Origin of the sequence: Micromonospora sp. C28ISP2-4 (assembly GCF_030519385.1) — a bacterium.
Classification (GTDB): domain Bacteria; phylum Actinomycetota; class Actinomycetes; order Mycobacteriales; family Micromonosporaceae; genus Micromonospora; species Micromonospora tulbaghiae.
Window position 1 is genome coordinate 1 of sequence record NZ_JAUMKG010000010.1, and the last position, 23157, is coordinate 23157.

The window sequence follows — 23157 nt, forward strand, 5'->3', positions numbered from 1 at the left end:
GTGAAGTGACCCCTACCCGCCGGACACCTCGATGTCTGTCAGGGACTCTCGGTGGATCTTCTCGTAGGTGTCGGGGCTGACGTTACCCAGACGGCTGTGCCGACGCCGAGGGTTGTAGAAGCCCTCGATGTAGGAGAAGACCTCCATCTCCAGTTCATGGCGAGACGGCCAGGACCGGGTGTAGATCAGTTCGGTCTTGAGGGTGGCGAAGAACGTCTCCGCCATGGCGTTGTCGTAGCAGTCGGCCACCGAGCCCATAGAGGCCAGGACCCCGCAGGAACGCAGGGTGCGGCCGAACTCGAACGACGTGTACTGCGTCCCCCGATCCGAGTGATGGATGAGCTGTTCACGGGCGGGTCGGCGGTGCTGGATGGCCATGCCGACGGCATCGAGGATGAGCTCGGTGCGCAGGTGATCGGCCATCGCCCATCCGACAACGCGGCGGGAGTAGGCGTCGACCACGACCGCGAGGTAGAGGAATCCTTCCCAGGTGCGTAGGTAGGAGATGTCGGCAACCCAGAGCCGGTTCGGTGCGGTGGCGTGGAACTGCCGCTGGACCAGGTCCGGTGCGGTCGCCGTGGACGCGGCCTTCCGCCGGGGTTTGCCGCGCCGGCGCCGGTGAGCGCCCTCGATCCCTGCTAGCCGCATCAGTCTCGCTACCGACTTGCGGTTCCAACGGTGACCGCGCTCGTGCAGCTCAGCGGTTAGCCGGCGGGCGCCGTAGACGCCTCGGTGCTCCGACCACGCCCGCCGGGTGATCTCCACGCGCTGTTCGTCGCGGCGTTGCCGGTTGGCGGCACGTTGTCGACCGCCGCGCAGCCACTGGTAGAAGGCGCTGTGGCCAACGCCGAGCAGGCGGCAGAGCAGACGGACCGGGTAGCTGGTCTTCTCCGCGTCGATGAACCGGTAGACGTCGGTCCGGTTCACCGCTCCGTCTCGCGTGCGAAGAAGACCGCGGCTTTTTTCAGGATCTCCTTCTCCAGCTCCAGCTGGGCGACCTGCCGCCGCAGCCGCACCAGCTCGGCACGTTCATCAGCGGCCAGGTCACTGGGCCGGCCGCCGTCGCGTTCCTGCCGCATCCGGTCGACCCAGTTGCGCAGCGTCTCGTGGTTGACGCCCAACTCCCGGCCCACATCACGGATCGTGCGACCGGAGTCGAGCACCAACGCCGCGGCCTGCCGGCGGAACTCCTCGGGGTACTTGCTCTGTCGAGCCACAGCGGTTTCCTCCTCCTCGGCAGGATGCCAAGTCAGGAGGTGTCCGGTCTTAGGGGGTCACTTCAAGGCACTTCATCCGCTTATGAGCTGCGCAAAGACAGTGCATCGACCATCACCATTAGGCACCATTGGTCGACGTCCCACGGCCTGGCGACGGCCTGCGCCTGGCCAGCCACCCCTTTACATCAACCGATGTCACACCCCTCTGCAAGCATGGATGCTCAATGGCCAGAGGGGACGACATGGCATCGACCAAGCGGCAACGCCCAATTCTGAGAGGGTGTCCCCGCCGGCCGGGCCTGACCCGACTTTGAACTGGCTCCGTGCCCTCATGTGGACCCGTTGACCCGGTCGGGCGGGGGCACCTCTCTCGGCACCTGCACGGGGCGGCGTGGTGACCTGATTAGGAGCTCGGGTTCGTCCCTCATCCCCGTTCTGTCCAGCGTTCTCCTCGTGTTCGGTGGTCGAGCCTTGCCGTCAATGCAGCGGGTAGGAGGCAGCGTGAACGAGGACCAGGACCTGACCGTCGGGGTCGACACGCACAAGGACGTGTACGTCGCGGCGGTGTTGGACCAGACCGGTCGGGTGCTGGGCACCAGAGGCTTTCCGACGACGATGCGCGGCTACGCGCAGCTCGCCACATGGGCTGAGTCCTTCGGCACGGTGGTCAAGGTCGGTCTGGAAGGCAGCGGCAGTTACGGCGCCGGGTTGCTGCGGTTCCTGACTGACTACGGCCTGACCGTGGTCGAGGTCGACCGCCCGGACCGCTCCACCCGCCGCCGGATCGGCAAGACCGACACCATCGACGACGAGTCCGCCGCCAGGGCGGTTATCTCCGGCCGAGCCAGCGGCACCCCGAGACCCGACACGCCCAGATCGAGATGATCCGGGCTCTGCGCGTCGCCCGCCGCGGAGCGATGAAAGCCCGAATTCAAGCCGGAGGTCAAGTCGAAGCACTCATCGTTTCGGCCCCCGAACCCGTGAGACAACTGGTGCGCGGGCTGGCCGGCAAGAAACTCATCCGCGCCTGCGCCGCTCTGAGGCCTGGCACCGTATCTGACCCGACGACCGCCACCAAGCTCGCGCTGCGCAGCCTCGCCCTACGCTGGCTCGCACTCCAAGCCGAGGTCGACGACCTCGACAGCCACTTGGCCGCCCTCGTCACCGCCGCCGCCCCGGATCTGGTCGCGCTGCCTGGCGTCGGAGTCGACACCGCTGGGCAACTCCTCGTCACCGCCGGCGACAACCCTCACCGCTTACACTCCGAAGCAGCTTTCGCCCGGCTCTGCGGCGTGGCCCCCATCCCGGCCAGCTCCGGACGCATCGACCGCCACCGCCAACACCGTGGCGGCGACCGCGACGCCAACCGTGCCCTCTGGCGCATCACCCTCGTCCGCATGCGCTGCCACCAACCCACCAAGGACTACGTCACCCGCCGCACCGCAGAAGGCAAGACCAAGACCGAGATCATGCGCTGCCTGAAGCGCAACATCGCCCGAGACGCCTACCGGCTGCTCACGAACTCCGCATAGCCAACATCGGTCTCGACACCACTAACCAGATCAGGCACGCTGCACCGGTGGCGATCGACACCACCGGCACATTCTGGCGCGGCGACGACTTGACCGACCTCGCCGACTACCTCCGCGAGTACCAGCCCGGCGGCTACCCGGTAGCTCGGGTTAAGGAGATGATCTGCCAACCGTGCGGCGGCAAGACCTTCGCGGTCCTCGCCGACGACGAGAACGGGTGCGCACAGACACGGTGTCTGACCTGCGGCGACCACGCCTTGATCGCGGACAGTGCCGACTACTGGCTAAACGCCGACCCGGAGGAATGCGCCTGCCCATGCGGCGGCGAAGCCTTCCAGGTCGCCGTCGGGTTCGCCCTGCGCGCCGACGGTGAAGTCCAGTGGGTCAGCGTCGGACTCCGCTGCACCCAGGATGGCACCCTTGGCGTCTACACCGACTGGAAGATCGACTACTCCCCGACCGGCCACCTGCTGATCGGCGCGGCATGACCCACGCGACCCACCCGCTTTCTTGACAGAAATAGGAGCGTCAACCTCGCCCGCAGCTGGCGCACCGGCAGCCGGTCGACTCCGGTGGCCACTCACCCGTTGACCTTTGTCGATTGCTGCATGGGTCGTGCCTCCAGGGGCGACAGCAGGCCGTCGGTCGAGTCAGGTGAAGGGCCGAACGGGCGCAAGGACGGTCCACCGACGCGAGGTGTACGTCAGTGAGGGGGTACCTGGATAGTCCGAGATCAACCAAAGATGCGTGATCTCTGCTGGCAGGACAGGGTGGCGCGCCGGTGGTCCGTAGTCGGCTACCGCTAGCAGACAGCCCTGAATGTCAAGCGAGGAAGCTGGCATAAAGGGCACGACGATGGCTAGGTGACGCTCCGTGCGACCGGACTGAGCCAGCTTGCGGCGCTCACCATCGCACCGGCGGGAAGCGATGAAGCGTTCAGCCCAATCCGTCAGCCTGTTGGGGTCCGATTGGCCCACCCATCCAACCCGCAGTCGGGCTGTTCCCGGCTTCAGGGGCGGTGAAGCTGGCGGGTCCGGGAACGCTGCAACGAAGCCGAGGTCGCTGAGCCCTGTGGGGATTGCGGTTTGGAACGGTGAGTCGGGATAGATGGTCACCCCTGACGCTCGTGCTGCCTCCAGCCCTAGGAGGAACGGGGTGAGCACGTCCTTGGCCCATGCCCTCGGCCGATTCGGATACCGATTGATGCTGAGCTCCCAACCCAAGCGGCATGGCCGGACATCGAGGCAGTCGATACGCTTTGCCTCCCAACCAGCCGCGACCTCGTCGCGGTCCTCAGTAACTTCGACCGCGGCCACCGGGCTGAGCCCACGCATAATATCGAAGTCATGGACGGCATGGCCGCTGTTGAGGTCGGCGTTCTTAAGCCAGCGTGGCCTGATCTCACGCGCGATCACCCTCCAAGCCAGCGCCTCGGAAGGCTTGCTGGGTGGACTGATGACTCGGGCCGAGTAGAACCTCAAGAAGGGGTTGATCTCATCTCCGAATCGACGAGGCTGGCGGTCGTTCCCGACCGTCAGGCGCGGCGAAGTCTCGTCCAGTCTGTCGTCGATCACGACGAAGGTCGACCCTCCCCGCTCACGTCGGAGGCTGCGTAGCTTCACGGCCGGTCTGCTCCCGCCACTGTCCGCCGCCGGCTTGGACGAGACGAGTGACCATCCGACGGGCCTCGTCCTCGGTGTCGAACTCCCACCGGAGCATCTGGCCAGTCTCGGAGTCGCTGGCACACCATCGTCTCGTTGCTGATGGAGTTGGGCGTCCCGCCGCACGTCGTCCAGGCCATCGCCCGGCACGCTGACGTGAAAACCACGCTGAAGATCCACTCGCATGCCAACGTCGACGCGATGCGTCAGGCGCTCGGCAAGCTCGACGGGCGTCTCTGATAGACCCTGTTGCTGTCAGCGTTGCTGTCACCGTCCCCGAGGAACGATCTTCTCGGGGCGGTTTCTGCTGATGATGAAGGGTGGGCGCGGCAGGTTTCGAACCTGCGACCCCTCGCTTGTAAGGCGAGTGCTCTCCCACTGAGCTACGCGCCCGGAACGCCCGTACGGCGGGCCGGAGCGGCCAGCTTACCTGCCCGCCTCCGGCCCCGCGCAACGACGTGCCTGGGGTGTGGGACTCAGGCGGCGACGGCCTCGGCCAGCGCCTTGCGCCAGCCCTGCTGGTCGCGCGCCTCGCCGGGCATGTTCATCTCGGCGAACCGGACCACGCCGGCCTTGTCGATGACGAAGGTGCCCCGGTTGGCGATGCCCGCGACGTCGTTGAAGACGCCGTACGCCTGCGCCACCGCGCCGTGCGGCCAGAAGTCGGCCAGCAGCGGGAACTGGTAGCCCTCCCGGTCGGCCCAGATCTTGTGGGCGTACACGGAGTCGACGCTGACGGTCAGCACCTGGACGTCGTCGTTGACGTACTCGTTGAGGTTGTCCCGCACCTCGCACAGCTCGCCCTGGCAGATGCCGGTGAAGGCGAGCGGGTAGAAGACCAGCAGCACGGTCTTGCGACCGCGGAAGTCGGAGAGCCGGACCTCCTGGTTGTTCTGGTCCTTGAGCAGGAAGTCGGGCGCCTCGGCGCCAACCTCGATGGGCATGCGTGCTCCCTCGGGGATCGGGACTGGAGATGATCAGCCTGCCACACCCGGCACCCGCGGCCGCCGGGTGCCGGGGCCGCCCCTACTTCTTGCTCTTGGAACCGCGCCGCATGACGAGCCGGGCTCCGCTCCAGTCGCGGCCGGCGTTGATGGTGGAGGTCTGCTGAAGCCCGGCGGTCTGCGCGCTCTCCGCGACCTCGCTCGGCTCGACGTGGCCGTCGCGGCCGGCCTTCGGGGTCAGGAGCCAGACCACGCCGTTGTCCGCGAGCGGCCCGAGTGCGTCGACGAGGAGCTCGAACAGGTCACCGTCGCCGTCGCGGTGCCAGACCAGAACCGCGTCGACCACCTCGTCGGTGTCCTCGTCGACGAGTTCCCCACAGCGGTCGGTCAGGGCGTCCCGGAGATCGGTGTCGACGTCGTCGTCGTAGCCCATCTCCATGACGACCATGCCCGGCTCGATACCGAACCGGTCCGCCAGGCTGCGTACCCCGTCGGCCTGGCCAGCGGTCGCGCTCACTGTCGCGTGCCTCCTCATCTATCCCTGCTCGTGGCGTCGGGTGACACCGTCGGGCTCAGTCCACACAGTTGCGGCTCGCCGCGCAAGTGGCGCACCGGGTGGAACGGAATTTACCGTGCCAGCAGCGTACGGGCACCCTGGGTGATGGCTTCGGCGGAGACCAGTACCTGACGGGCAGCCGGACCTAATGGTACAAACGAGTCAAGTGCGGCTACGCGGCGCGCGGCGCCCACGTATCCGGTGTCGACGAGCGCGGACAGCACGCCCTCGCCCACCCCGCCGGTTCGCCGCGTCTCGTCCACCACCAGCACCCGGCCGGTCGCCGAGGCCTCCCGGATGATGTCGGCCACCGGCAGCGGCGCCAGCCAGCGCAGGTCCACCACCCGGCTGCCCACGCCCTCCCCGGCCAGCGTCGCCGCGGCGCGCAGCGACATCCGCACCCCGCTACCGAACGTGATGATGGTGAGGTCCTCGGCGGAGCCGACCCCGTAGACGCGGGCCCGCCCGATCGGCACGTGCCGGTCCGCCCAGGTGCCCGGTTCGGCGTACTCGGCGGTCCACTCGTCGTCACCGTCCGTGTACAGGTCACGGACGTGGTAGAGCGCGATCGGCTCCACGAAGACGCAGACGCTGCCGTCCACCCGGGCCGCCGCCAGGCAGGTACGCAGCATCGGCGCGGCGTCGTCCGGCCGGGCCGGCACGGCCACCACCAGCCCCGGTACGTCCCGCAGCGCCCCCAGCGAGTCGTCGTTGCGGTCGTGCCCGCCGAGCCCGTCCGGGCTCGCCAGGCCGGGCACCCGCACCACCATCGGGTTGCGGAACGCGCCCCGGGACAGGAACCGCATGGTGGCCGCCTCGCCGCGGAGCTGGTCCCCGGCGCCGTGCAGCAGCGTCAGGTGGCGGATCTCGGGCACCGGCAGCAGACCGGCCAGCCCGGCGCCCAGCCCGAGCCCGAGGATCGAGATCTCGTCCGGCAGTGTGTCGAACACGCGCGCCGCCCCGAACCGGTCCCGCAGCCCCTCGGTCACCCCGTACACCCCGCCCCGGGCGGCCACCTCGTGGCCGAACACCGCCGTACCGGGGTGGTCGAGCATGCCGTCGGCGAGCGCCGCGTTGATGCTCTGCGCCAGCGTCAGCGGGCCGGTCAGCTCCGGCGGCTTGCCGCCGAACGCCTCCGCCCGCGCTCCCGCGCCCGGCCCGGCCGCGTGCGCCGCCGCCTCGGCGACCGCGCGGGACACCCGCACGGGCCGGCGCGGCGCCAGTTCCCGCACGATCTCGACCGGGGAGGCGAGCTTCGGCTCGTCCAGCACCTCCTCGGCGACGCGGCGCAGTTGCCAGCCCCGCTCGTCGTAGCGGGCCAGCAACTCCTCGCCACTGGCGTACCCGGAGGTCACCAGCAGTCGCGCGGTGGCCAGCAGCGGGTCGCGGGCCGCGTCGCCGTCACCCTGCTCCATCAGGCGGACCGCGCTCAGGTGCAGCACTGCGGGCCGGCGCTGCCGGCGTACCCAGTCCGCCGCCTCCGCCGCGACCCGGTAGGTCGCGGCCAGGTCCCCGCCGTCGGCGGCGAGGTACCGGATGCCGGGCCGGGCCCGCAGCGTGGCGGCCACCCAGCCGTCGGCGGAGGCGCCGCTGTCCGCGCAGACGAACAGCACGGGGATGCGCAGGCCGGTGTGGTCGTACCAGCCGGTCGTGTTCAGCGCGGCGGTGGCCGTGGCGTGGTCGACCGCGCCGTCGTCGAAGGAGCAGACCACCACGGCGTCCGCGGGCCAGGGCGCCGCCTCCGCCTCGCCGTCGGCGGGTCGCACACCGCGGCGCAGCCGCTCCAGCGCGAGCCCCAGGCCGACGGCGCGCGGCAGGTGCGAGCCGGCGGTCGAGGTGGTCGGCACGACCGCCAGGTCGGCGCGGCCGAAGACCTTCGCCCGCCCGCCGGCTGCGGGTTCCTCGGCGGAGGCGACGATGCCGCGCAGCACGTCGCGCGCCGCCGCCGCGAAGGCGTCGTCGGGCGCGGGCTGCGGCAGATCGGGTACGACGACAGTCGCGTCCCCGTCCGCGTCCACGACGATCCCGGCGCCCACGGGGAGGCTGCCCGCCTCCGTCTCCCCCGGGCCAGCGTCGAGATCTTGGTGGGAAACGGCCCCCGGAGGGGCGCTTTCGCTCCAAGATCTTCCCGGTTCCGGGGCGGTGGGTGGGGCGTCGGCGCCGGTCGCGGGCGGCAGGTCCGGCGGGATGGACGCGGCGGGCGGCGGGGTGGGCGCGGCGGGGGCCGGCTCGTCGGGTGAGTTGCCCGGGGCTGCGCCGGACGCGCCGGCACCGGCGGAGGGGGGCGGGGCGGCGGGGAAGGCGCCGGCGGCCTGGGCGGCGCGCAGGCAGTAGAACGCGCCGGACCGGGCGTGCAGCAGCGCGGGGTCGGTCGGCCGCAGCGCGGCGGCCACCGCGGCGTCGCCCTCGTGACCGGCCGACTCGACGGTGAAGTACCCCTCGCCGAAGCCGGACAGCCACCGCCCGGCCAGGTCGAGCAGCCGGCTGGTCACCTGGGCGTCGAACAGGGCCAGCGTCTGCGCCCCGGTCAACGGCCCGCCGTCGGGCAGCGGCAGCGGTTCGCCCAGGTCGCGCCGCTGGTCGGGCGCCCCGAGCGCGGCCAGTTCGGCTCGGAGCCGGTCGTCGAGATCGTGCGGGGTGGTCACGCGGACAGCATTACCGACTCGGGCCCGCCTCGCCCACTCGGACACGTTCCGCCCGGCGTGGCTCAGACCTGGCCACACTCCTGCGGGCAGCCTTCGTCGGAGACCTTGAGCACCAGGTCCCGCAGTGTGGCCAGTTCGTCGGCGCTCAACCGGTCGAGGAGTCGGGAGTCCGACATCACCTGGCGGAGCCGGTCACGTACCTGCCGCCCCCGCCCGGTGACCACGAGCGCCTTCTGCCGCCGGTCGGCCGGGTCGGTACGCCGTTCCACCAGCCCGGCCTGCTCCAGCTTGTCGGCCAGGCCGGTGACGTTTGACCTGTCGCAGCCGAGCCGCTCGGCGAGGTCACGGGCCGGGAGCGGACGGTCCGGGTCCAGCTGGTGCAGCGCCCGCGCGACCGCCGGGGTGAGGCCCAGCGCCGCGATCCCCTCGTCCTGGTGGTGCCGCATCGCCGCGGCGACGTCCAGGATCCGGCGCACGGTCTCCCCGGCCAGCTCCGCCCGGTCGTGGACGGTGGGAACGGTGGATTGCGCCATCAGGCCATCGTATGGGCGAGTCGATCTTCGATCAGCCGGACGGTGAGGCACCTCATGCCGCGGGCAGGAACGAGAAGCGCACCTGACGGTCGGGGTTGTCGCCGTTGGTGTCGACCAGGCAGATCGACTGCCAGGTGCCGAGCTGGAGCCGCCCGCCGAGCACCGGCAGCGTCGCGTACGGCGGCACGAACGCCGGCAGCACGTGGTCGCGGCCGTGCCCGGGTGAGCCGTGCCGGTGCCGCCACCTGTCGTCGGTGGGGAGCAGGTCGTCGAGCGCCCGCAGCAGGTCGTCGTCGGACCCCGCGCCGGTCTCGATGATCGCCAGCCCGGCGGTGGCGTGCGGGACGAAGACGTGCAGCAGGCCGTCGCCAGCCCCGGACACGAACCGTTCGGCCTCGCTCGTGATGTCCCGGACGGTCGGCCGGGAGCCGGTCCGGACGGTGATCACCTCACTGCGCATACGGCGCATTCTGCCCCAGTGCCCGGTTCGCCGCCGAGTCCGCCGATAGCGCATCCGGTGATCGCGCAAAGTTACTGATGGGTACCTGTGTTCAGCGTCGCGTCTGGGGGTGGGAGAGGTGACGACACGCGCCACCAGGGGGCAGGATGGCGCTAGAGACCTATCCCACACGAAACCGAGGGAACGCCTGTGGCTACGGAACGCAAGCGCCCGGTGATCACCGCTGGTCTGCCGAGCCAGCTTCCGGACATCGACCCTGAAGAGACCAGCGAATGGGTCGAGTCACTCGACGGTGTCATCGACGAGCGCGGGACAAAGCGAGCCCGGTACGTCATGCTGCGCCTGCTGGAGCGGGCCCGCGAGCGGCAGGTCGGGGTGCCGTCGCTGACCACCACCGACTACATCAACACGATCCCGCCGGAGCGCGAGCCGTGGTTCCCGGGTGACGAGCACGTCGAGCGGCGGCTGCGGGCGTACATCAGGTGGAACGCCGCGATGCTGGTGCACCGGGCGCAGCGCCCGGAGATCGGCGTCGGTGGGCACATCTCCACGTTCGCCAGCTCGGCGTCCCTCTACGAGGTGGGCTTCAACCACTTCTTCCGGGGCAAGAACCACCCGGGCGGCGGTGACCAGATCTTCTACCAGGGTCACGCCTCCCCCGGCATGTACGCGCGGGCGTTCCTGGAGGGCCGGCTCAGCGAGAGCCAGCTCGACGGCTTCCGGCAGGAGCTGTCGCACCCCGGCGGCGGGCTGCCGTCGTACCCGCACCCGCGGCTGATGCCGGACTTCTGGGAGTTCCCCACCGTCTCCATGGGCCTCGGGCCGCTGAACGCCATCTACCAGGCGCGGTTCAACCGCTACCTGCACCACCGTGGCATCAAGGACACCTCCCAGCAGCACGTGTGGGCGTTCCTCGGCGACGGTGAGATGGACGAGGTCGAGTCGCTCGGCGCGATCGGCGTGGCCGCCCGCGAGGAGCTGGACAACCTCACCTTCGTGATCAACTGCAACCTCCAGCGCCTGGACGGACCGGTCCGCGGCAACGGCAAGGTCATGCAGGAGCTGGAGGCGTTCTTCCGGGGCGCCGGCTGGAACGTCATCAAGGTCGTCTGGGGCCGGGAGTGGGACCCGCTGCTCGCCGCGGACACCGACGGCGCGCTGGTCAACCTGATGAACACCACGCCCGACGGTGACTACCAGACCTACAAGGCGGAGTCCGGGGCGTACGTGCGGGAGCACTTCTTCGGCCGCGACCCGCGGACCCGCAAGATGGTCGAGCACCTGTCCGACGACGAGATCTGGAACCTCAAGCGGGGTGGCCACGACTACCGCAAGCTCTACGCGGCCTACAAGGCGGCGATGGAGCACACCGGGCAGCCGACGGTGATCCTCGCCAAGACGATCAAGGGCTGGACGCTCGGCTCGCACTTCGAGGGCCGCAACGCCACGCACCAGATGAAGAAGCTGACGCTGGAGGACCTGAAGCTCTTCCGCGACCGCCTCTACCTGGACATCCCGGACAAGCAGCTGGAGGAGAACCCGTACCTCCCGCCGTACTACACCCCGGGCGAGAAGTCGGACGAGATCACGTACCTGAAGGACCGGCGTCAGCAGCTCGGCGGCTACCTGCCCACGCGCAGCACCGCGCGCAAGACGCTGACCATCCCGGGCACCGAGCGGTTCTCCGACGTCAAGCGCGGGTCCGGCAAGCAGAAGGTCGCCACCACGATGGCGTTCGTCCGCCTGCTCAAGGACATCATGAAGGACAAGGAGTTCGGCAAGCGCTGGGTGCCGATCATCCCGGACGAGGCCCGTACCTTCGGTATGGACTCGCTGTTCCCGACCCAGAAGATCTACTCGCCGCACGGCCAGCGCTACACCTCGGTGGACCGGGAGCTGTTCCTGTCCTACAAGGAGTCGACCACCGGCCAGATCCTGCACGAGGGGATCAACGAGGCCGGTTCGGTGGCCTCCTTCACGGCCGCGGGCACGGCGTACGCCACCCACGGCGAGCCGATGATCCCGCTGTACATCTTCTACTCGATGTTCGGCTTCCAGCGCACCGGCGACGGGTTCTGGGCGGCAGCGGACCAGATGGCGCGGGGCTTCGTGCTCGGCGCGACCGCCGGCCGGACCACGCTCAACGGTGAGGGCCTCCAGCACGAGGACGGCCACTCGCTGCTGCTCGCCGCCACCAACCCGGCGGTGGTCGCGTACGACGCGGCGTTCGCCTACGAGCTGGCGCACATCGTGGAGAACGGCCTGCACCGGATGTACGGCGAGGCGCAGGAGAACATCTTCTACTACCTCACCGTCTACAACGAGCCGATCTTCCAGCCGGCCGAGCCGGAGGGGGTGGACGTCGAGGGCATCGTCAAGGGCATCTACCGCTACTCCCCCGCGCCGCAGGTCGGCGACGACGCGCCGAAGGCGAACATCCTCGCCTCCGGCACCGGCATGCAGTGGGCGCTCAAGGCCCAGCAGCTGCTCGCCGAGGACTGGGGCGTGTCGGCCGACGTGTGGTCGGTGACGTCCTGGACCGAGCTGCGCCGCGACGCGGTGGAGTGCGAGGAGCACAACCTGCTCAACCCGGGCGAGGAGCCGCGGGTGCCGTACGTCGCGCGGAAGCTGGCCGACGCCGACGGGCCGAAGGTCGCGGTCAGCGACTGGATGCGCGCGGTACCGGACCTGATCGCCCGCTGGGTACCCGGGGACTACACCTCGCTCGGCACCGACGGCTTCGGCATGTCGGACACCCGGCACGCGCTGCGCCGCCATTTCCACGTGGACGCCGAGTCGGTGGCGGTCGCGACGCTGCGCCAGCTCGCGCTGCGCGGCGTGGTGCCGGCCCACGTGCCGGCCGACGCCGCCCGCAAGTACGCGCTGGACGACGTCAACGCCGCCCCGGTCGGCGAGACCGGCGGCGACAGCTGAAAGGAAGGGCCCCTTCTTAACGCCTCCGGTAGAGGAGGGGCCCCTTCTTAACACCTCGGGAACAGACGACGACGGCCCGGCGTCCCTGGCGGGAACGCCGGGCCGTCACCATCGCGGGCGGCGCCGGGACGGGCTCGGTCAGCCGACGGCGGCCAGGTCGGTCAGCCGGGCCAGCGAGTCCTCCAGATCGGCGCCGACCCGGCGCAGGCCGAGCCGGAGCAGGGCCGCCTTGACGGGTCCGGCGGGCCACCGCACGACGATCAGGCGTACGACTGTGCCGCCGTCCTCGTCGTCCGGGGTCAGCTGGACGTAGATCTCGGTGCGCGCCTCGGCCCGGGCGCCGGCGCCCTTCGCGCGTTCGCGCCAGCCGATCAGGGTCGGCTCCTGGAAGGCGATCACCTCGGCCTCGTGCGCGGCGCCGCGTCCAGCCTGGACCAGCTGCCGTCGCCCGAATCCCTCCCCGGAGAGGACCTCGGCCGCGCGGACTCCCGCCAGCCAGGCCGGCAGCTGTTCGGCGCGCTGCACGACATCCCAGACCACATCCACCGGCGCAGCCACGTGCGCGCTTCGTTCCACGAGGATCATGAGTATCTTTCCCCCACTTAAATCACATCCGCGATATTCGGCACTCTATGTGTAAATCGGACTTAAGCGGACGGGTTCGGAAAAGACACGCCGAACCGCCTTGCGCCACCCAGTCATCTCGGCCTATGGCGCAGCGGTCCGCGGAGCCCTAGAGTCGCGAGCACGCTTCACGTTCTGGAGGGTGACTTGACGACCGCGCCGATGCCCGAGTTCCCCGCCGGCTTCCGCTGGGGGGTCTCCACCTCCGCGTACCAGATCGAGGGCGCGACCACAGTCGACGGCCGCGGGCCGTCCATCTGGGACACGTTCGCCCACACCCCCGGCCGGATCGCCGACGGCAGCACGGGCGACCAGGCGTGCGACCACTACCACAGGTACGCCGAGGACACCGCGCTGCTGGCCGGGCTGGGGGTGTCCGCGTACCGGTTCTCCATCGCCTGGCCCCGGATCCAGCCGGCCGGCACCGGCCCGGCCAACGCCGCCGGCCTGGACTTCTACGACCGGCTGGTGGACGGTCTGCTCGCCGCCGGCGTCGACCCGGTCGCCACGCTGTTCCACTGGGACCTGCCGCAGGCGCTGGAGGACGCCGGCGGCTGGCTGAACCGGGACACCGCCGCGCGCTTCGCCGAGTACGCCGACCTGACCGCCGCCCGCCTCGGTGACCGGGTGAAGCTCTGGATCACGCTCAACGAACCGTTCATCCACATGAGCCTCGGCCACGGCACGGGCGAGCACGCACCCGGCCGGACGCTGCTGTTCGACGCCTTCCCGGTGGCCCACCACCAGCTCCTCGGACACGGTCTCGCGGTCGCCGCGCTGCGCGCCCGCACCACGTCCCCGGTGGCGATCGCCAACAACTACTCCCCGGTGCGGCTCGCCGGCGACACCGACGCGGACCGGGCCGCCGCGGCGGCGTACGACGCGCTGCACAACCGGTTGTTCACCGATCCGCTGCTCACGCGCGGCTACCCCGACGCGCTCGGCCCCGACGCGGGCGTGGTGCGCGACGGCGACCTGGACGTCATCGCCGCGCCGATCGACGTCCTCGGCGTCAACTACTACAACCCGACGGGCATCCGGGCGCCGGAGGCGGACTCGCCGCTGCCGTTCGAGATCGTGCCGCTGGACGGCTACCCGCGTACCGCGTTCGACTGGCCGGTGGCCCCGGAGGGGCTGCGCGAGCTGCTGCTCCTGCTGCACGAGCGGTACGGCGACGCGCTGCCGCCGATCCAGGTCACCGAGAGCGGCTGCGCGTACGACGACGCGCCAGGCGCCGACGGCCGGGTGCACGACCCGGAGCGGGTCGCGTACATGGACGGCCACATCCGCGCGGTGCACCAGGCGATGGCCGAGGGCGTGCCGGTGACCGGGTACTTCGTCTGGTCGCTGCTGGACAACTGGGAGTGGGCCGAGGGCTTCACCAAGCGGTTCGGCCTGGTGCACGTCGACTTCGACACGCAGCGGCGGACGCCGAAGTCGTCGTACACCTGGTTTCGGGATCTGATCCGGCGATGACCACGATGAACCCGACGCCGGCGTCGCTGCCGGCGGCGCTCGCGGAGCCGACCGTGCCGGTGCGGCGCGGCTGGATCGCGCTGATCTTCGCGGCCAACCTGGGCGTCTGGATGGCGTTCTTCACCCCGATCCAGGTGCTGCTGCCGCAGCAGGTGGAACGGATCGCACCGGCCGACAAGGAGGCCATGCTGGCGGTGGTCACCGGCCTCGGCGCGCTCGCCGCGGTGCTGGCGAACCCGCTGGCCGGGGCGCTGTCCGACCGCACGTCGCTGCGGCTGGCCAACCGGCACTTCGGCCGCCGGCACGTCTGGACCGCGTGCGGCGCCGTGGTCGGCGCGCTCGCGCTGGTGCTGCTGGCCCGGCAGAACACCATCGCCGGGGTGGCGGTGGCCTGGGTGGCCGCGCAGGTCTGCTTCAACGCGATGCTTGCGAGCCTGACCGCCGCGATCCCGGACCGGGTGCCGGTGGCGCAGCGCGGCGGCGTGTCCGGCTGGGTGGGCATCCCGCAGGCGCTGGGCCTGGTGCTCGGCGCGGTGCTGGTCACCGCCGTGGTCACCGGCAACGCCGCCGGGTACGCGGCGATCGCGCTCGCCGTGCTGCTGCTGTCGCTGCCGTTCGCGCTGCTGACCCAGGACGACCACCTGCCCCGGGAGCACCGCTCGCCGCTGCGGCTGCGGTCGCTGTTCGCCTCGATGTGGATCAGCCCGCGCCGCCACTCCGACTTCGCCTGGGCCTGGTTCACCCGGTTCCTGGTGCAGACCGGCAACGCGCTCGGCACGCTCTACCTGCTCTACTTCCTCACCGACGGGGTACGGGTGGCCGACCCCGAGGGCTCCCTGCTGGTGCTGATCCTGCTCTACACGGTCGGCATGATGCTCACCGCTGTGGTCGCCGGGCGCATGTCGGACCGCTCCGGCCGGCGCAAGGTCTTCGTGATCGCCTCCGGGCTGATCATGGCGGTGGCGGCGGTGCTGCTCGCGGTGGCGCCGACCTGGCCGATGGCGATCGTCGCGGCGCTGCTGCTCGGCGCCGGGTACGGCGTCTATCTGGCGGTGGACGCCGCGCTGATCACGCAGGTGCTGCCCGCCGCCACCGACCGGGCCAAGGATCTCGGCGTGATCAACATCGCGAACTCGGCGCCGCAGGTGCTCGGGCCGGCGCTGTCCGCGCCGATCGTCGTGCACCTCGGCGGCTACCCGACGCTGTACGCGGTCACCGCGGCGGTCACCCTGCTCGGCAGCGCCCTGGTCGTGAAGATCCGCTCCGTGCCGTGACGCCCGCCGACCGCGGCGCGCGTGTCAGCGCGTGTTAAGAAGGGGCCCCTTCACCTCCGGAGACGTTAAGAAGGGGCCCTTCCTTACTCGGTGGCGGTCCGCCGTAGGCTGGGGGGCGTGACGGTACGTGTACGCTTCGCCCCTTCCCCGACCGGTATGTTCCACGTCGGCGGCGCCCGCTCGGCGCTGCAGAACTGGATCTTCGCCAAGCAGCAGGGCGGGGTGTTCGTGCTGCGCATCGAGGACACCGACGCGGCACGTAACCGGCCCGAGTGGACCGAGGGCATCCTCTCCGCGCTCGACTGGATCGGCATCGCCCGGGGCAGCTACGAGGGCCCGTACTTCCAGTCCTCGTACGCGGGCGAGCACCGGGCCGCCGCGCAGCGGCTGTACGAGGGCGGCCGGGCCTACTACTGCGACTGCACCCGCGAGGACGTGCAGGCGCGTACCGGCCCGCAGCAGCGCGGCTACGACGGCTTCTGCCGCGACCGCGGCCTGGAGCCGGGCGAGGGGCGGGCACTGCGCTTCCGTACGCCGGACGAGGGCGAGACAGTGGTGGTCGACCTGGTCCGCGGCGAGCCGACGTTCGAGAACAAGCTGATCGAGGACTTCGTCATCGCCCGCGGTGACGGCTCCCCGGTGTTCCTGCTGGCGAACGTGGTCGACGACATGTCGATGGGGATCACCCACGTGATCCGGGCCGAGGAGCACCTGCCGAACACCCCGAAGCAGCAGCTGCTGTGGGATGCGCTGGGCGTCAAGCCGCCGGTCTGGGCGCACGTGCCGGTGGTGGTCAACGAGAAGCGGCAGAAGCTGTCCAAGCGGCGGGACAAGGTCGCGCTGGAGGCGTACCGGGACGAGGGCTACCTCGCCGACGCGATGCGCAACTACCTGATGCTGCTGGGCTGGGCGCCGTCGGGCGACCGGGAGATCGTGCCCTGGTCGGTGATCGAGGAGGAGTTCCGGCTGGACGAGGTGAACCCGTCCCCGGCGTTCTTCGACGAGAAGAAGCTGCGCGCGTTCAACGGCGACTACATCCGGGCGCTGCCGGTGGCGGACTTCGTCGAGGCGTGCCGGCCGTGGCTCACCGGCACCGGGACCATCGCCCCGCCGCCGTGGCAGCCCGACGAGTTCGACCCGGCCGCGTTCGCGGCGGTGGCCCCGCTGGCGCAGACCCGGATCGCGGTGCTCAGCGAGATCGTGCCGAACGTCGACTTCCTGTTCCTGGCCGACCCGCTGATCGACGAGGCGGCCTGGGCCAAGGCGATGAAGGAGGGCGCGGCCGACCTGCTGGACGCGGCTGTCGTCGCGTTCGAGGCGCTGGAGTCCTGGGACGCCGAGTCGCTCAAGGCGACGCTGGAGGCGGTCGGCGCGGAACGCGGGCTGAAGCTGGGCAAGGCGCAGGCGCCGGTACGCGTCGCGGTCACCGGGCGCACCGTCGGCCTGCCGCTGTTCGAGTCGCTTGAGGTGCTCGGCCGCGACCGTACGCTGACCCGGCTGCGCGCCGCCCGCGTACGCCTGGTCTGAGCGGTCAGCGGCGCGCGGCGCGGCGGCGTAGCAGCAGCCCGCCCCCGAGCGCGGCGAGCAGCACCACCGCGCCGGCCGCCCACAGCCAGCCCGTACCCCCGTCGTCGTCCGCCTCGGCGGCGGCCGGGGTCGGGCTCGCCGGGGACGGCGCGGCGCTGGTGGGCGCGGCGGTCGGCGCGGCGCTGGTCGGCGGCGCGCTCGCCGACGGCGACTCCGCCGGGGTGCCGGTGGTCAGCGTGAACCGGATCTCCCCCTTGACCGGATGGCCGTCGTCGGAGGCCAGCCGGTAGGTCACGATGTAGAGGCCGGCCGCGCCCGGCCGGAACGGCACCGTCACGCGCTTGCCGGAGAAGGCCGGCGCGCCGCCGGTAGCGGCCACGTTGTCCGGGCCGGTGACGGTGACCTCGGTGGTGGCCTCCTTCGGCGTGGCGAGGAACCGCAGCTCGATCCGCTCCGGTGCGGCGGCCAGCCGGGCCCCGTCGCGCGGGTCACTGCCGGTCAGCGAGTTGTGCGCGGCGGCCGGCGCGGCCGGCAGCAGCGCGGACGCCGCGACCACCCCGAGCACCACCGCCCAGGTACGCGCCACACGGGCGACCCTGCCCCCCATGGTTCCCTCCGTCCGGGTAGGATCCGGCCGATGATCATCGACCGTTCATTGGTCGGTCTCAGCTCGCAGATAGTTCCAAATACTCTTCCACCAGCTGCAACCGAGCGCCGTTCTGCGGAGTCTTGTGGTGGACACCGGTCCAGTGTGACCTGCAGCGGAAGCCAGCCATCGAACGGGGCGAGGAGGCGGCGATGATCCGAAGGGTGAGACGGCTGCTGGTCGCCGTGACCGGGGGCGTGGCGGCCCTGGCGTGCACGCTGGTCCTGACCGGCACGGCGGCGGCCCAGGCGGCGCCCAAGCCGAAGCCGGCCCCGACCGGCGTCGACATCAGCGGCGAGCGGCTCGACGCGCCGCTGAAGCTGCGCGCCGACACCAGCCCGAACGAGGTCAACCTGGTGATCGACCAGGTCCGGTGGCTGGGTACGACCGGCCAGCTGCGCGGCCCGGCCGCGAAGGATCTCGGTCCGAAGTACACCGTGGTGGTGCTCGCCGCCGCCGGCCCGCAGCGCACCTACGACCTGTTCCCGCTGGCCAAGGGCGGTCCGCGGATCTACCGGCCGGGCAAGCAGCCCGACCTGAGCAGCACCCGTGCCGGCTGGTTCTTCGGGCGGCTCAACATGCCCGAGACGCTGCGCTCGGTCGGCGTGCCGATGCCGGCCCAGTTCGACACGCTCGCCGGCGGCATCGGCGGCGGCGAGCGGGTGCTTCCGGAGGAGGCGCTCGACCCGGTGCAGAACATCGACACCGCGCTCGGCGAACTCCAGCGGCTGCTGCTGCTCAACGTGGGCATCGTGCTGGTCATCACCGCCGGGCTGGCCGGCATCGCGCTGCTGGTCCGCCGCCGCACCCGCTGAGCCACGGCATGCGCTGTGCCGCCGCACCCGCTGAGCACGGCACCCGCTGAGCCGCGGCACGCGCCGCGTCAGCACCAGCGGCGCGGCGGGCGCTCCCGGCGGACGATGCGGTTGCGCGGGCGTACCGCGCCGTGACGATGGGCGCCCGCCCAACCCGCCAGGCCGCTGCGGCAGCTCCGGTCGGCCGGTTCCTCGTCGGCCGGGTGCGCCGGCTCCGCCGCCCGCTGCCGGGGCACACCCGGCTCGTCCTCGGCGCGCTCCGGCACCCGGCCGGCCGGCTGCTCGCCCTGCTGGTTCAGGCACGGCCGGCGCAGGTGTGTGGCAGTCGCCGGCTGGTCGTGGCCCCGCCGGCAGGCCTCACCCTGGGCGCAACCGTGCTCGGCCTCCCCCTGCGCCATCCCGGCCCCCCTCACGCGTCGCCCTCGCCCGCCCGGCCGGAGTCTGGCCCGGCGTGCCCTGACACCGTACTGGCCCGCCCGAACAAGATCGTCAGCGCGTACCGGTGGAGATCGTCACGCGGCTGCGGACCCGTCGCCTCGAAGTGGATCCGCTGGTCACGCCGTGTCAGGCTGGTGCGGTGAGCGAACCGGGCGGAACGGAGACGTCGGCGACGCTGCGCCGCATCGAACGGGCGGCGGGTGGGCTGGCCACCGCCAGTGTGGCCCGGATGGACGAGACGCTGCCGTGGTTCCGCGAGCTGCCCGCCGACCAGCGCTCCTGGGTCATGCTCGTCGCCCAGGCCGGCGTGCGCTCGCTGGTGCAGTGGCTGCGCCAGGGCGGCGGCGCCACCGACCGCACCCAGGAGGTGTCGGACGAGGTCTTCGCCGCCGCGCCGCAGGCGCTGGCCCGCTCGATCAGCCTCCAGCAGACCGTGGCGCTGATCAAGGTGACCATCGACGTGGTCGAGGAGCAGGTGTCGGAGCTGGCCGTGCCGGGCGAGGAGCAGTCACTGCGCGAGGCGGTGCTGCGCTTCTCCCGGGAGATCGCGTTCGCCGCCGCGCGGGTCTACGCCCGGGCCGCCGAGAGCCGCGGCTCCTGGGACGCCCGGCTGCAGGCGCTGCTGGTCGACGCGCTGCTGCGGGGCGACTCCCCGGACGTGCTGGCCAGCCGGGCCGCCGCGCTCGGCTGGACGGACGCGCCTCCGGTGGCGGTGGCGGTGGGCCGCTCCCCCGGCGGCGAGGTGGCCGCCGTGTTGCACACCGTCTACCGGCAGGCCCGGCGGATCGGCGTCGAGGTGATCGGCGGCGTGCACGGCGACCGCCTGGTCATCGTGCTGGGCGGGGCGGCCGATCCGGTGGCGGCCACGGAGAAGCTGCGTACCGCGTTCGGCGAGGGGCCGGTGGTGGTCGGCCCGGCGGTGCCCAGCCTGGACGAGGCCACCGAGTCGGCGCGGGCGGCGCTGGCCGGGTTCCGGGCCGCGCCGGCCTGGCCGACCGCGCCGTGCCCGGTCGCCGCCGACGAGCTGCTCCCGGAACGCGCGCTGGCCGGCGACACCGAGGCCCGCCGCCGGTTGCGCCACGACGTGTACGCGGCACTGGCCCGCTCCGGCGGCGAGCTGCTGGAGACGCTCGACGCGTTCTTCGCCGCCGGCGGCACGCTGGAGAGCGCGGCGCGGGCGCTGTTCGTGCATCCGAACACCGTGCGCTACCGGCTGAAGCGGATCGCCGAGGTGACCGGCTTCTCGCCGCTGGCCCCGCGCGACGCGTTCGCGTTGCAGGTCGCGCTGACTGTGGGACGCCTCGACCCGGTGGTGCCGGCGGTCTCCGACAGGCGATGACCGCCGACGATCTTTGTAGGTTTCCTCTAAAGGTTCTAGTGCGGTTTCGTGCCGTACGTTACAGCGCGGCACGCCGGTATCCGTCAGAGTCGTACACGTGCTCGCCGTACTCTCTCCCGGACAGGGTTCCCAGAAGCCCGGCTTCCTCGCGCCGTGGCTCGACCTCCCCGGCGCCGAGGCGCGTCTGCGCTGGTGGTCGGCGCTGGCCGGGGTGGACCTGATCCACCTGGGCACCGGCGCCGACGCGGACGAGATCAAGGACACCGCCCGTACCCAGCCGCTGCTGGTCGCCGCCGCGCTGCTCGCCGCCGAGCACCTGCCCATGCACGACGTCGGGCTGGTCGCCGGGCACAGCGTCGGTGAGCTGGGCGCCGCCGCGCTGGCCGGGGTACTGCCGGCCGAGTCCGCCGTGACGCTCGCCGGCGTACGCGGACGGGAGATGGCCGCCGCCTGCGCGCTGGAGCCGACCGGGATGGCCGCCGTGCTCGGCGGTGACCCGGACGAGGTGATCGCCGCGCTCACGGCGCACGGGCTGCACCCGGCCAACCGCAACGGCGCCGGCCAGATCGTGGCCGCCGGCGCTGTCGACGCGCTCGACAAGCTGGCCGCCGAGCCGCCGACGCGCACCCGGGTCATCCGGCTCCAGGTGGCGGGCGCGTTCCACACGCCGTACATGGCGCCAGCCGAGACCGCGCTCGCCGCGGTCGCCGCCGGCGTCCCGGCCTCCGCCCCGGCCCGGATCCTGCTGTCCAACCTCGACGGCACACCGGTCGGGCACGGCCCGGAGACGGTGCGGCGGCTGGTCCGGCAGGTGACCGCGCCGGTCCGCTGGGACCTGTGCATGCGGACGCTGGCCGACCTCGGCGTCACCGGCGTGATCGAGCTGCCGCCCGCCGGCACCCTCGCCGGGCTGGTCAAGCGGGAACTCAAGGGCGAGGGCGCACCCGAGATCGTCACCCTGAACACCCCGGCCGACCTGCCCGCCGCGCGCCGCCTGATCGCCCGGCACGCCGGCCCCGCCGCCCGCCCGCCCGCGCCGTCGTTCCGGGTGGTCGTCTCCACCGCCGCCGGCCGCCTCGACCGGTCGGCCGGACCGGCCGAGGGCGCCGAGGTACGCGCCGGACAGGTCCTCGGCCACGTCGCCACCGGGCGGGGGCCGGTCGAGGTGACCGCGCACGACAACGGGCCGCTCGTCGAGTGGCTCGCACACCACGACGACCCGGTCGCACCGGGCCAGCCCCTCGTCCGTATCGGAGGAACGCACTAAATGGCCGGCAGCCGGATCGTCGCGATGGGGCACTACCAGCCCTCCCGCGTCGTCACGAACGACGAGATCGCGCAGATGGTGGACACCAACGACGAGTGGATCCGGGACCGGGTCGGCATCGTCACCCGGCGGATCGCGGGCGACGAGACGGTGGCCGACATGGCCACCGCCGCCGCCGGCAAGGCGCTCGCCAACTCCGGGCTGACCGCCGCCGACATCGACCTGGTCGTGGTGGCGACCTGCTCGTCGGTGGACCGCAGCCCGAACGTGGCCTGCCGGGTCGCGGCCAAGCTGGGCATCAACGCGCCCGGCGCCTTCGACCTCAACACCGCCTGCTCCGGTTTCGCGTACGCGCTGGGCACCGTGGACCACGCGATCCGGGCCGGCGCGGCGCGCAACGCGATCGTCGTCGGCGCGGAGAAGCTCTCCGACTTCACCGACTGGACCGACCGCTCGACCTGCATCATCTTCGCCGACGGCGCCGGGGCGGCGGTGGTCGCCGCGACCGCCGACGACGAGCCGGCCGGGATCGGGCCGGTGGTCTGGGGTTCCGCGCCGGAGAAGAGCGACGCGGTCCGGATCGAAGGCTGGCAGCCGTACATCACCCAGGAGGGGCAGTCGGTGTTCCGCTGGGCCACCACCGCCATCGCCCCGCTCGCGCTGCAGGCCTGCGAGCGCGCCGGAGTGGATCCGTCGGAGCTGGCCGCGTTCGTGCCGCACCAGGCCAACGCCCGGATCATCGACGGCATCGCCAAGCGGCTGAACATCCCGAACGCGATCATCGCCAAGGACATCGTCGAGTCCGGCAACACGTCGGCGGCGAGCATCCCGCTGGCCCTGTCGAAGCTGGTCGAGCGGCGCGAGGTGCCCTCGGGCGCCCCGGTGCTGCTGTTCGGCTTCGGCGGCGGCCTGACCTACGCCGGTCAGGTCGTGCGCTGCCCCTGAGACCCCCTCGGGCGCGAACGCGCCGAGGTGTGTGACCGGCGACGCCGGTGACACGTGACCCCCGATGAGAGGAACCAACCGCAATGACCCGTGACGAGATCACCGCCGGCCTCGCCGAGATCCTCGAAGAGGTTGCCGGGGTGAACCCGGACGACGTGGCCGAGGGGAAGTCCTTCACCGACGACCTCGACGTCGACTCGCTCTCCATGGTCGAGGTCGTGGTGGCGGCCGAGGAGAAGTTCGGCGTCAAGATCCCGGACAACGAGGTGCAGAACCTCAAGACCGTCGGGGACGCGGTCAGCTACATCGAGGCGCAGTCCTGAT

Annotated in this window: 22 protein-coding genes, 1 tRNA gene and 1 pseudogene; 12 read left to right on the forward strand and 12 right to left on the reverse strand. The window is 71.6% G+C overall.

Translation table 11 applies throughout. The features are described 5' to 3' along the window. Positions 1-12: 12 nt before the first annotated feature. Complete coding sequence (locus tag Q3W68_RS27385; RefSeq protein ID WP_302904860.1) at positions 13-927, reverse strand: IS3 family transposase; 915 nt, start codon at positions 925-927, stop codon at positions 13-15. Beyond that, positions 924-1217 carry a transposase gene (locus Q3W68_RS27390; RefSeq protein WP_013289120.1) on the reverse strand — a complete coding sequence of 98 codons (294 nt, stop codon included), beginning with the start codon at positions 1215-1217 and terminating at the stop codon, positions 924-926. Before Q3W68_RS27390 ends, Q3W68_RS27385 begins: the two co-directional genes overlap by 4 nt. A gap of 480 nt (positions 1218-1697) precedes the next feature. On the opposite strand from Q3W68_RS27390, the pseudogene Q3W68_RS28375 reads away from it, so the two are divergent. Both Q3W68_RS28375 and Q3W68_RS27405 read left to right on the forward strand, forming a co-directional pair. Further along, positions 1698-2749, forward strand: a pseudogene (locus tag Q3W68_RS28375) (IS110 family transposase). A gap of 47 nt (positions 2750-2796) precedes the next feature. Continuing rightward, on the forward strand, positions 2797-3237 hold the full coding sequence (locus tag Q3W68_RS27405) for a hypothetical protein (protein WP_302908186.1): 441 nt from the start codon (positions 2797-2799) through the stop codon (positions 3235-3237). A gap of 162 nt (positions 3238-3399) precedes the next feature. Here Q3W68_RS27405 and Q3W68_RS27410 read toward each other — a convergent pair whose 3' ends face one another. Then, on the reverse strand, positions 3400-4371 hold the full coding sequence (locus Q3W68_RS27410; RefSeq protein ID WP_302908187.1) for a hypothetical protein: 972 nt from the start codon (positions 4369-4371) through the stop codon (positions 3400-3402). Positions 4372-4506: 135 nt separating this feature from the next. On the opposite strand from Q3W68_RS27410, the gene Q3W68_RS27415 reads away from it, so the two are divergent. Then, entirely contained in the window at positions 4507-4650 is a 144-nt protein-coding gene (locus Q3W68_RS27415; RefSeq protein ID WP_302908188.1) for a hypothetical protein, read from the forward strand. Positions 4651-4731: 81 nt separating this feature from the next. Here the strand turns inward: Q3W68_RS27415 and Q3W68_RS27420 are convergent. The 6 genes from Q3W68_RS27420 to Q3W68_RS27445 all read right to left on the reverse strand — a co-directional run bounded on the left by Q3W68_RS27420 (position 4732) and on the right by Q3W68_RS27445 (position 9548). Then, positions 4732-4803, reverse strand: a tRNA-Val gene (locus Q3W68_RS27420). An 83-nt stretch (positions 4804-4886) separates the two neighbouring features. Continuing rightward, positions 4887-5354 (reverse strand): peroxiredoxin, encoded by a 468-nt coding sequence (locus Q3W68_RS27425; protein ID WP_128138072.1) that lies wholly within the window; start codon positions 5352-5354, stop codon positions 4887-4889. An 82-nt stretch (positions 5355-5436) separates the two neighbouring features. Continuing rightward, entirely contained in the window at positions 5437-5871 is a 435-nt protein-coding gene (locus Q3W68_RS27430; RefSeq protein WP_013287823.1) for a DUF3052 domain-containing protein, read from the reverse strand. Between the two features lie 110 nt (positions 5872-5981). Next, positions 5982-8555 carry a transketolase C-terminal domain-containing protein gene (locus tag Q3W68_RS27435; RefSeq protein WP_302908189.1) on the reverse strand — a complete coding sequence of 858 codons (2574 nt, stop codon included), beginning with the start codon at positions 8553-8555 and terminating at the stop codon, positions 5982-5984. Between the two features lie 62 nt (positions 8556-8617). Next, positions 8618-9088 carry a MarR family winged helix-turn-helix transcriptional regulator gene (locus Q3W68_RS27440; protein WP_302908190.1) on the reverse strand — a complete coding sequence of 157 codons (471 nt, stop codon included), beginning with the start codon at positions 9086-9088 and terminating at the stop codon, positions 8618-8620. A 52-nt stretch (positions 9089-9140) separates the two neighbouring features. Continuing rightward, entirely contained in the window at positions 9141-9548 is a 408-nt protein-coding gene (locus Q3W68_RS27445; RefSeq protein WP_302908191.1) for a secondary thiamine-phosphate synthase enzyme YjbQ, read from the reverse strand. 189 nt (positions 9549-9737) lie between these two features. On the opposite strand from Q3W68_RS27445, the gene aceE reads away from it, so the two are divergent. Further along, positions 9738-12482, forward strand: a complete 2745-nt coding sequence (aceE, locus tag Q3W68_RS27450; RefSeq protein ID WP_302908192.1) for a pyruvate dehydrogenase (acetyl-transferring), homodimeric type — start codon at positions 9738-9740, stop codon at positions 12480-12482. 138 nt (positions 12483-12620) lie between these two features. On the opposite strand, the gene Q3W68_RS27455 is transcribed toward aceE, so the two are convergent. Further along, entirely contained in the window at positions 12621-13067 is a 447-nt protein-coding gene (locus tag Q3W68_RS27455) for an SRPBCC domain-containing protein (protein ID WP_302908193.1), read from the reverse strand. 201 nt (positions 13068-13268) lie between these two features. Between Q3W68_RS27455 and Q3W68_RS27460 the strand changes: the two genes are divergently transcribed. From Q3W68_RS27460 to gltX, 3 genes are all read left to right on the forward strand, one after another. After that, the gene (locus Q3W68_RS27460; protein WP_302908194.1) at positions 13269-14582 is read left to right on the forward strand and encodes a GH1 family beta-glucosidase; all 1314 of its coding nucleotides are present in this window, start codon (positions 13269-13271) and stop codon (positions 14580-14582) included. Further along, complete coding sequence (locus tag Q3W68_RS27465) at positions 14579-15856, forward strand: MFS transporter (protein WP_302908195.1); 1278 nt, start codon at positions 14579-14581, stop codon at positions 15854-15856. Before Q3W68_RS27460 ends, Q3W68_RS27465 begins: the two co-directional genes overlap by 4 nt. A 117-nt stretch (positions 15857-15973) precedes the next feature. Then, entirely contained in the window at positions 15974-17383 is a 1410-nt protein-coding gene (gltX, locus tag Q3W68_RS27470) for a glutamate--tRNA ligase (RefSeq protein WP_302908196.1), read from the forward strand. A 4-nt stretch (positions 17384-17387) separates the two neighbouring features. Here the strand turns inward: gltX and Q3W68_RS27475 are convergent, their stop codons facing one another. Then, positions 17388-17990, reverse strand: coding sequence for a copper resistance CopC family protein (locus Q3W68_RS27475; protein WP_302908197.1), 603 nt, complete (start codon positions 17988-17990; stop codon positions 17388-17390). Between the two features lie 191 nt (positions 17991-18181). On the opposite strand from Q3W68_RS27475, the gene Q3W68_RS27480 reads away from it, so the two are divergent. Further along, entirely contained in the window at positions 18182-18844 is a 663-nt protein-coding gene (locus Q3W68_RS27480; RefSeq protein WP_302908198.1) for a hypothetical protein, read from the forward strand. Positions 18845-18912: 68 nt separating this feature from the next. On the opposite strand, the gene Q3W68_RS27485 is transcribed toward Q3W68_RS27480, so the two are convergent. Next, entirely contained in the window at positions 18913-19242 is a 330-nt protein-coding gene (locus Q3W68_RS27485; protein ID WP_302908199.1) for a hypothetical protein, read from the reverse strand. 104 nt (positions 19243-19346) lie between these two features. Here Q3W68_RS27485 and Q3W68_RS27490 point away from each other — a divergent pair, with 104 nt between their 5' ends. From Q3W68_RS27490 to Q3W68_RS27505, 4 genes are all read left to right on the forward strand, one after another. Further along, a complete protein-coding gene (locus Q3W68_RS27490) occupies positions 19347-20621 on the forward strand; it encodes a CdaR family transcriptional regulator (protein WP_302908200.1) in 1275 nt (424 codons plus the stop codon). Positions 20622-20718: 97 nt separating this feature from the next. Beyond that, entirely contained in the window at positions 20719-21888 is a 1170-nt protein-coding gene (locus Q3W68_RS27495; RefSeq protein ID WP_302908201.1) for an acyltransferase domain-containing protein, read from the forward strand. After that, positions 21889-22833: a beta-ketoacyl-ACP synthase III gene (locus Q3W68_RS27500; protein ID WP_302908202.1), complete on the forward strand. Its 945-nt coding sequence runs from the start codon at positions 21889-21891 to the stop codon at positions 22831-22833. Positions 22834-22916: 83 nt separating this feature from the next. After that, positions 22917-23156: an acyl carrier protein gene (locus tag Q3W68_RS27505; protein WP_007072348.1), complete on the forward strand. Its 240-nt coding sequence runs from the start codon at positions 22917-22919 to the stop codon at positions 23154-23156. The last annotated feature ends 1 nt before the right edge of the window (position 23157 follow it).

What these genes read in the sequence shown, in the direction of transcription:
- Q3W68_RS27440 (WP_302908190.1), bottom strand. Translation starts at nt 9,088, where the DNA reads ATGGCGCAATCCACCGTTCCCACCGTCCACGACCGGGCGGAGCTGGCC.
- Q3W68_RS27485 (WP_302908199.1), bottom strand. Translation starts at nt 19,242, where the DNA reads ATGGCGCAGGGGGAGGCCGAGCACGGTTGCGCCCAGGGTGAGGCCTGC.
- Q3W68_RS27505 (WP_007072348.1), top strand. Translation starts at nt 22,917, where the DNA reads ATGACCCGTGACGAGATCACCGCCGGCCTCGCCGAGATCCTCGAAGAG.
- Q3W68_RS27475 (WP_302908197.1), bottom strand. Translation starts at nt 17,990, where the DNA reads ATGGGGGGCAGGGTCGCCCGTGTGGCGCGTACCTGGGCGGTGGTGCTC.
- Q3W68_RS27445 (WP_302908191.1), bottom strand. Translation starts at nt 9,548, where the DNA reads ATGCGCAGTGAGGTGATCACCGTCCGGACCGGCTCCCGGCCGACCGTC.
- Q3W68_RS27465 (WP_302908195.1), top strand. Translation starts at nt 14,579, where the DNA reads ATGACCACGATGAACCCGACGCCGGCGTCGCTGCCGGCGGCGCTCGCG.
- Q3W68_RS27500 (WP_302908202.1), top strand. Translation starts at nt 21,889, where the DNA reads ATGGCCGGCAGCCGGATCGTCGCGATGGGGCACTACCAGCCCTCCCGC.
- Q3W68_RS27480 (WP_302908198.1), top strand. Translation starts at nt 18,182, where the DNA reads ATGATCCGAAGGGTGAGACGGCTGCTGGTCGCCGTGACCGGGGGCGTG.
- Q3W68_RS27425 (WP_128138072.1), bottom strand. Translation starts at nt 5,354, where the DNA reads ATGCCCATCGAGGTTGGCGCCGAGGCGCCCGACTTCCTGCTCAAGGAC.
- Q3W68_RS27460 (WP_302908194.1), top strand. Translation starts at nt 13,269, where the DNA reads ATGCCCGAGTTCCCCGCCGGCTTCCGCTGGGGGGTCTCCACCTCCGCG.
- Q3W68_RS27455 (WP_302908193.1), bottom strand. Translation starts at nt 13,067, where the DNA reads ATGATCCTCGTGGAACGAAGCGCGCACGTGGCTGCGCCGGTGGATGTG.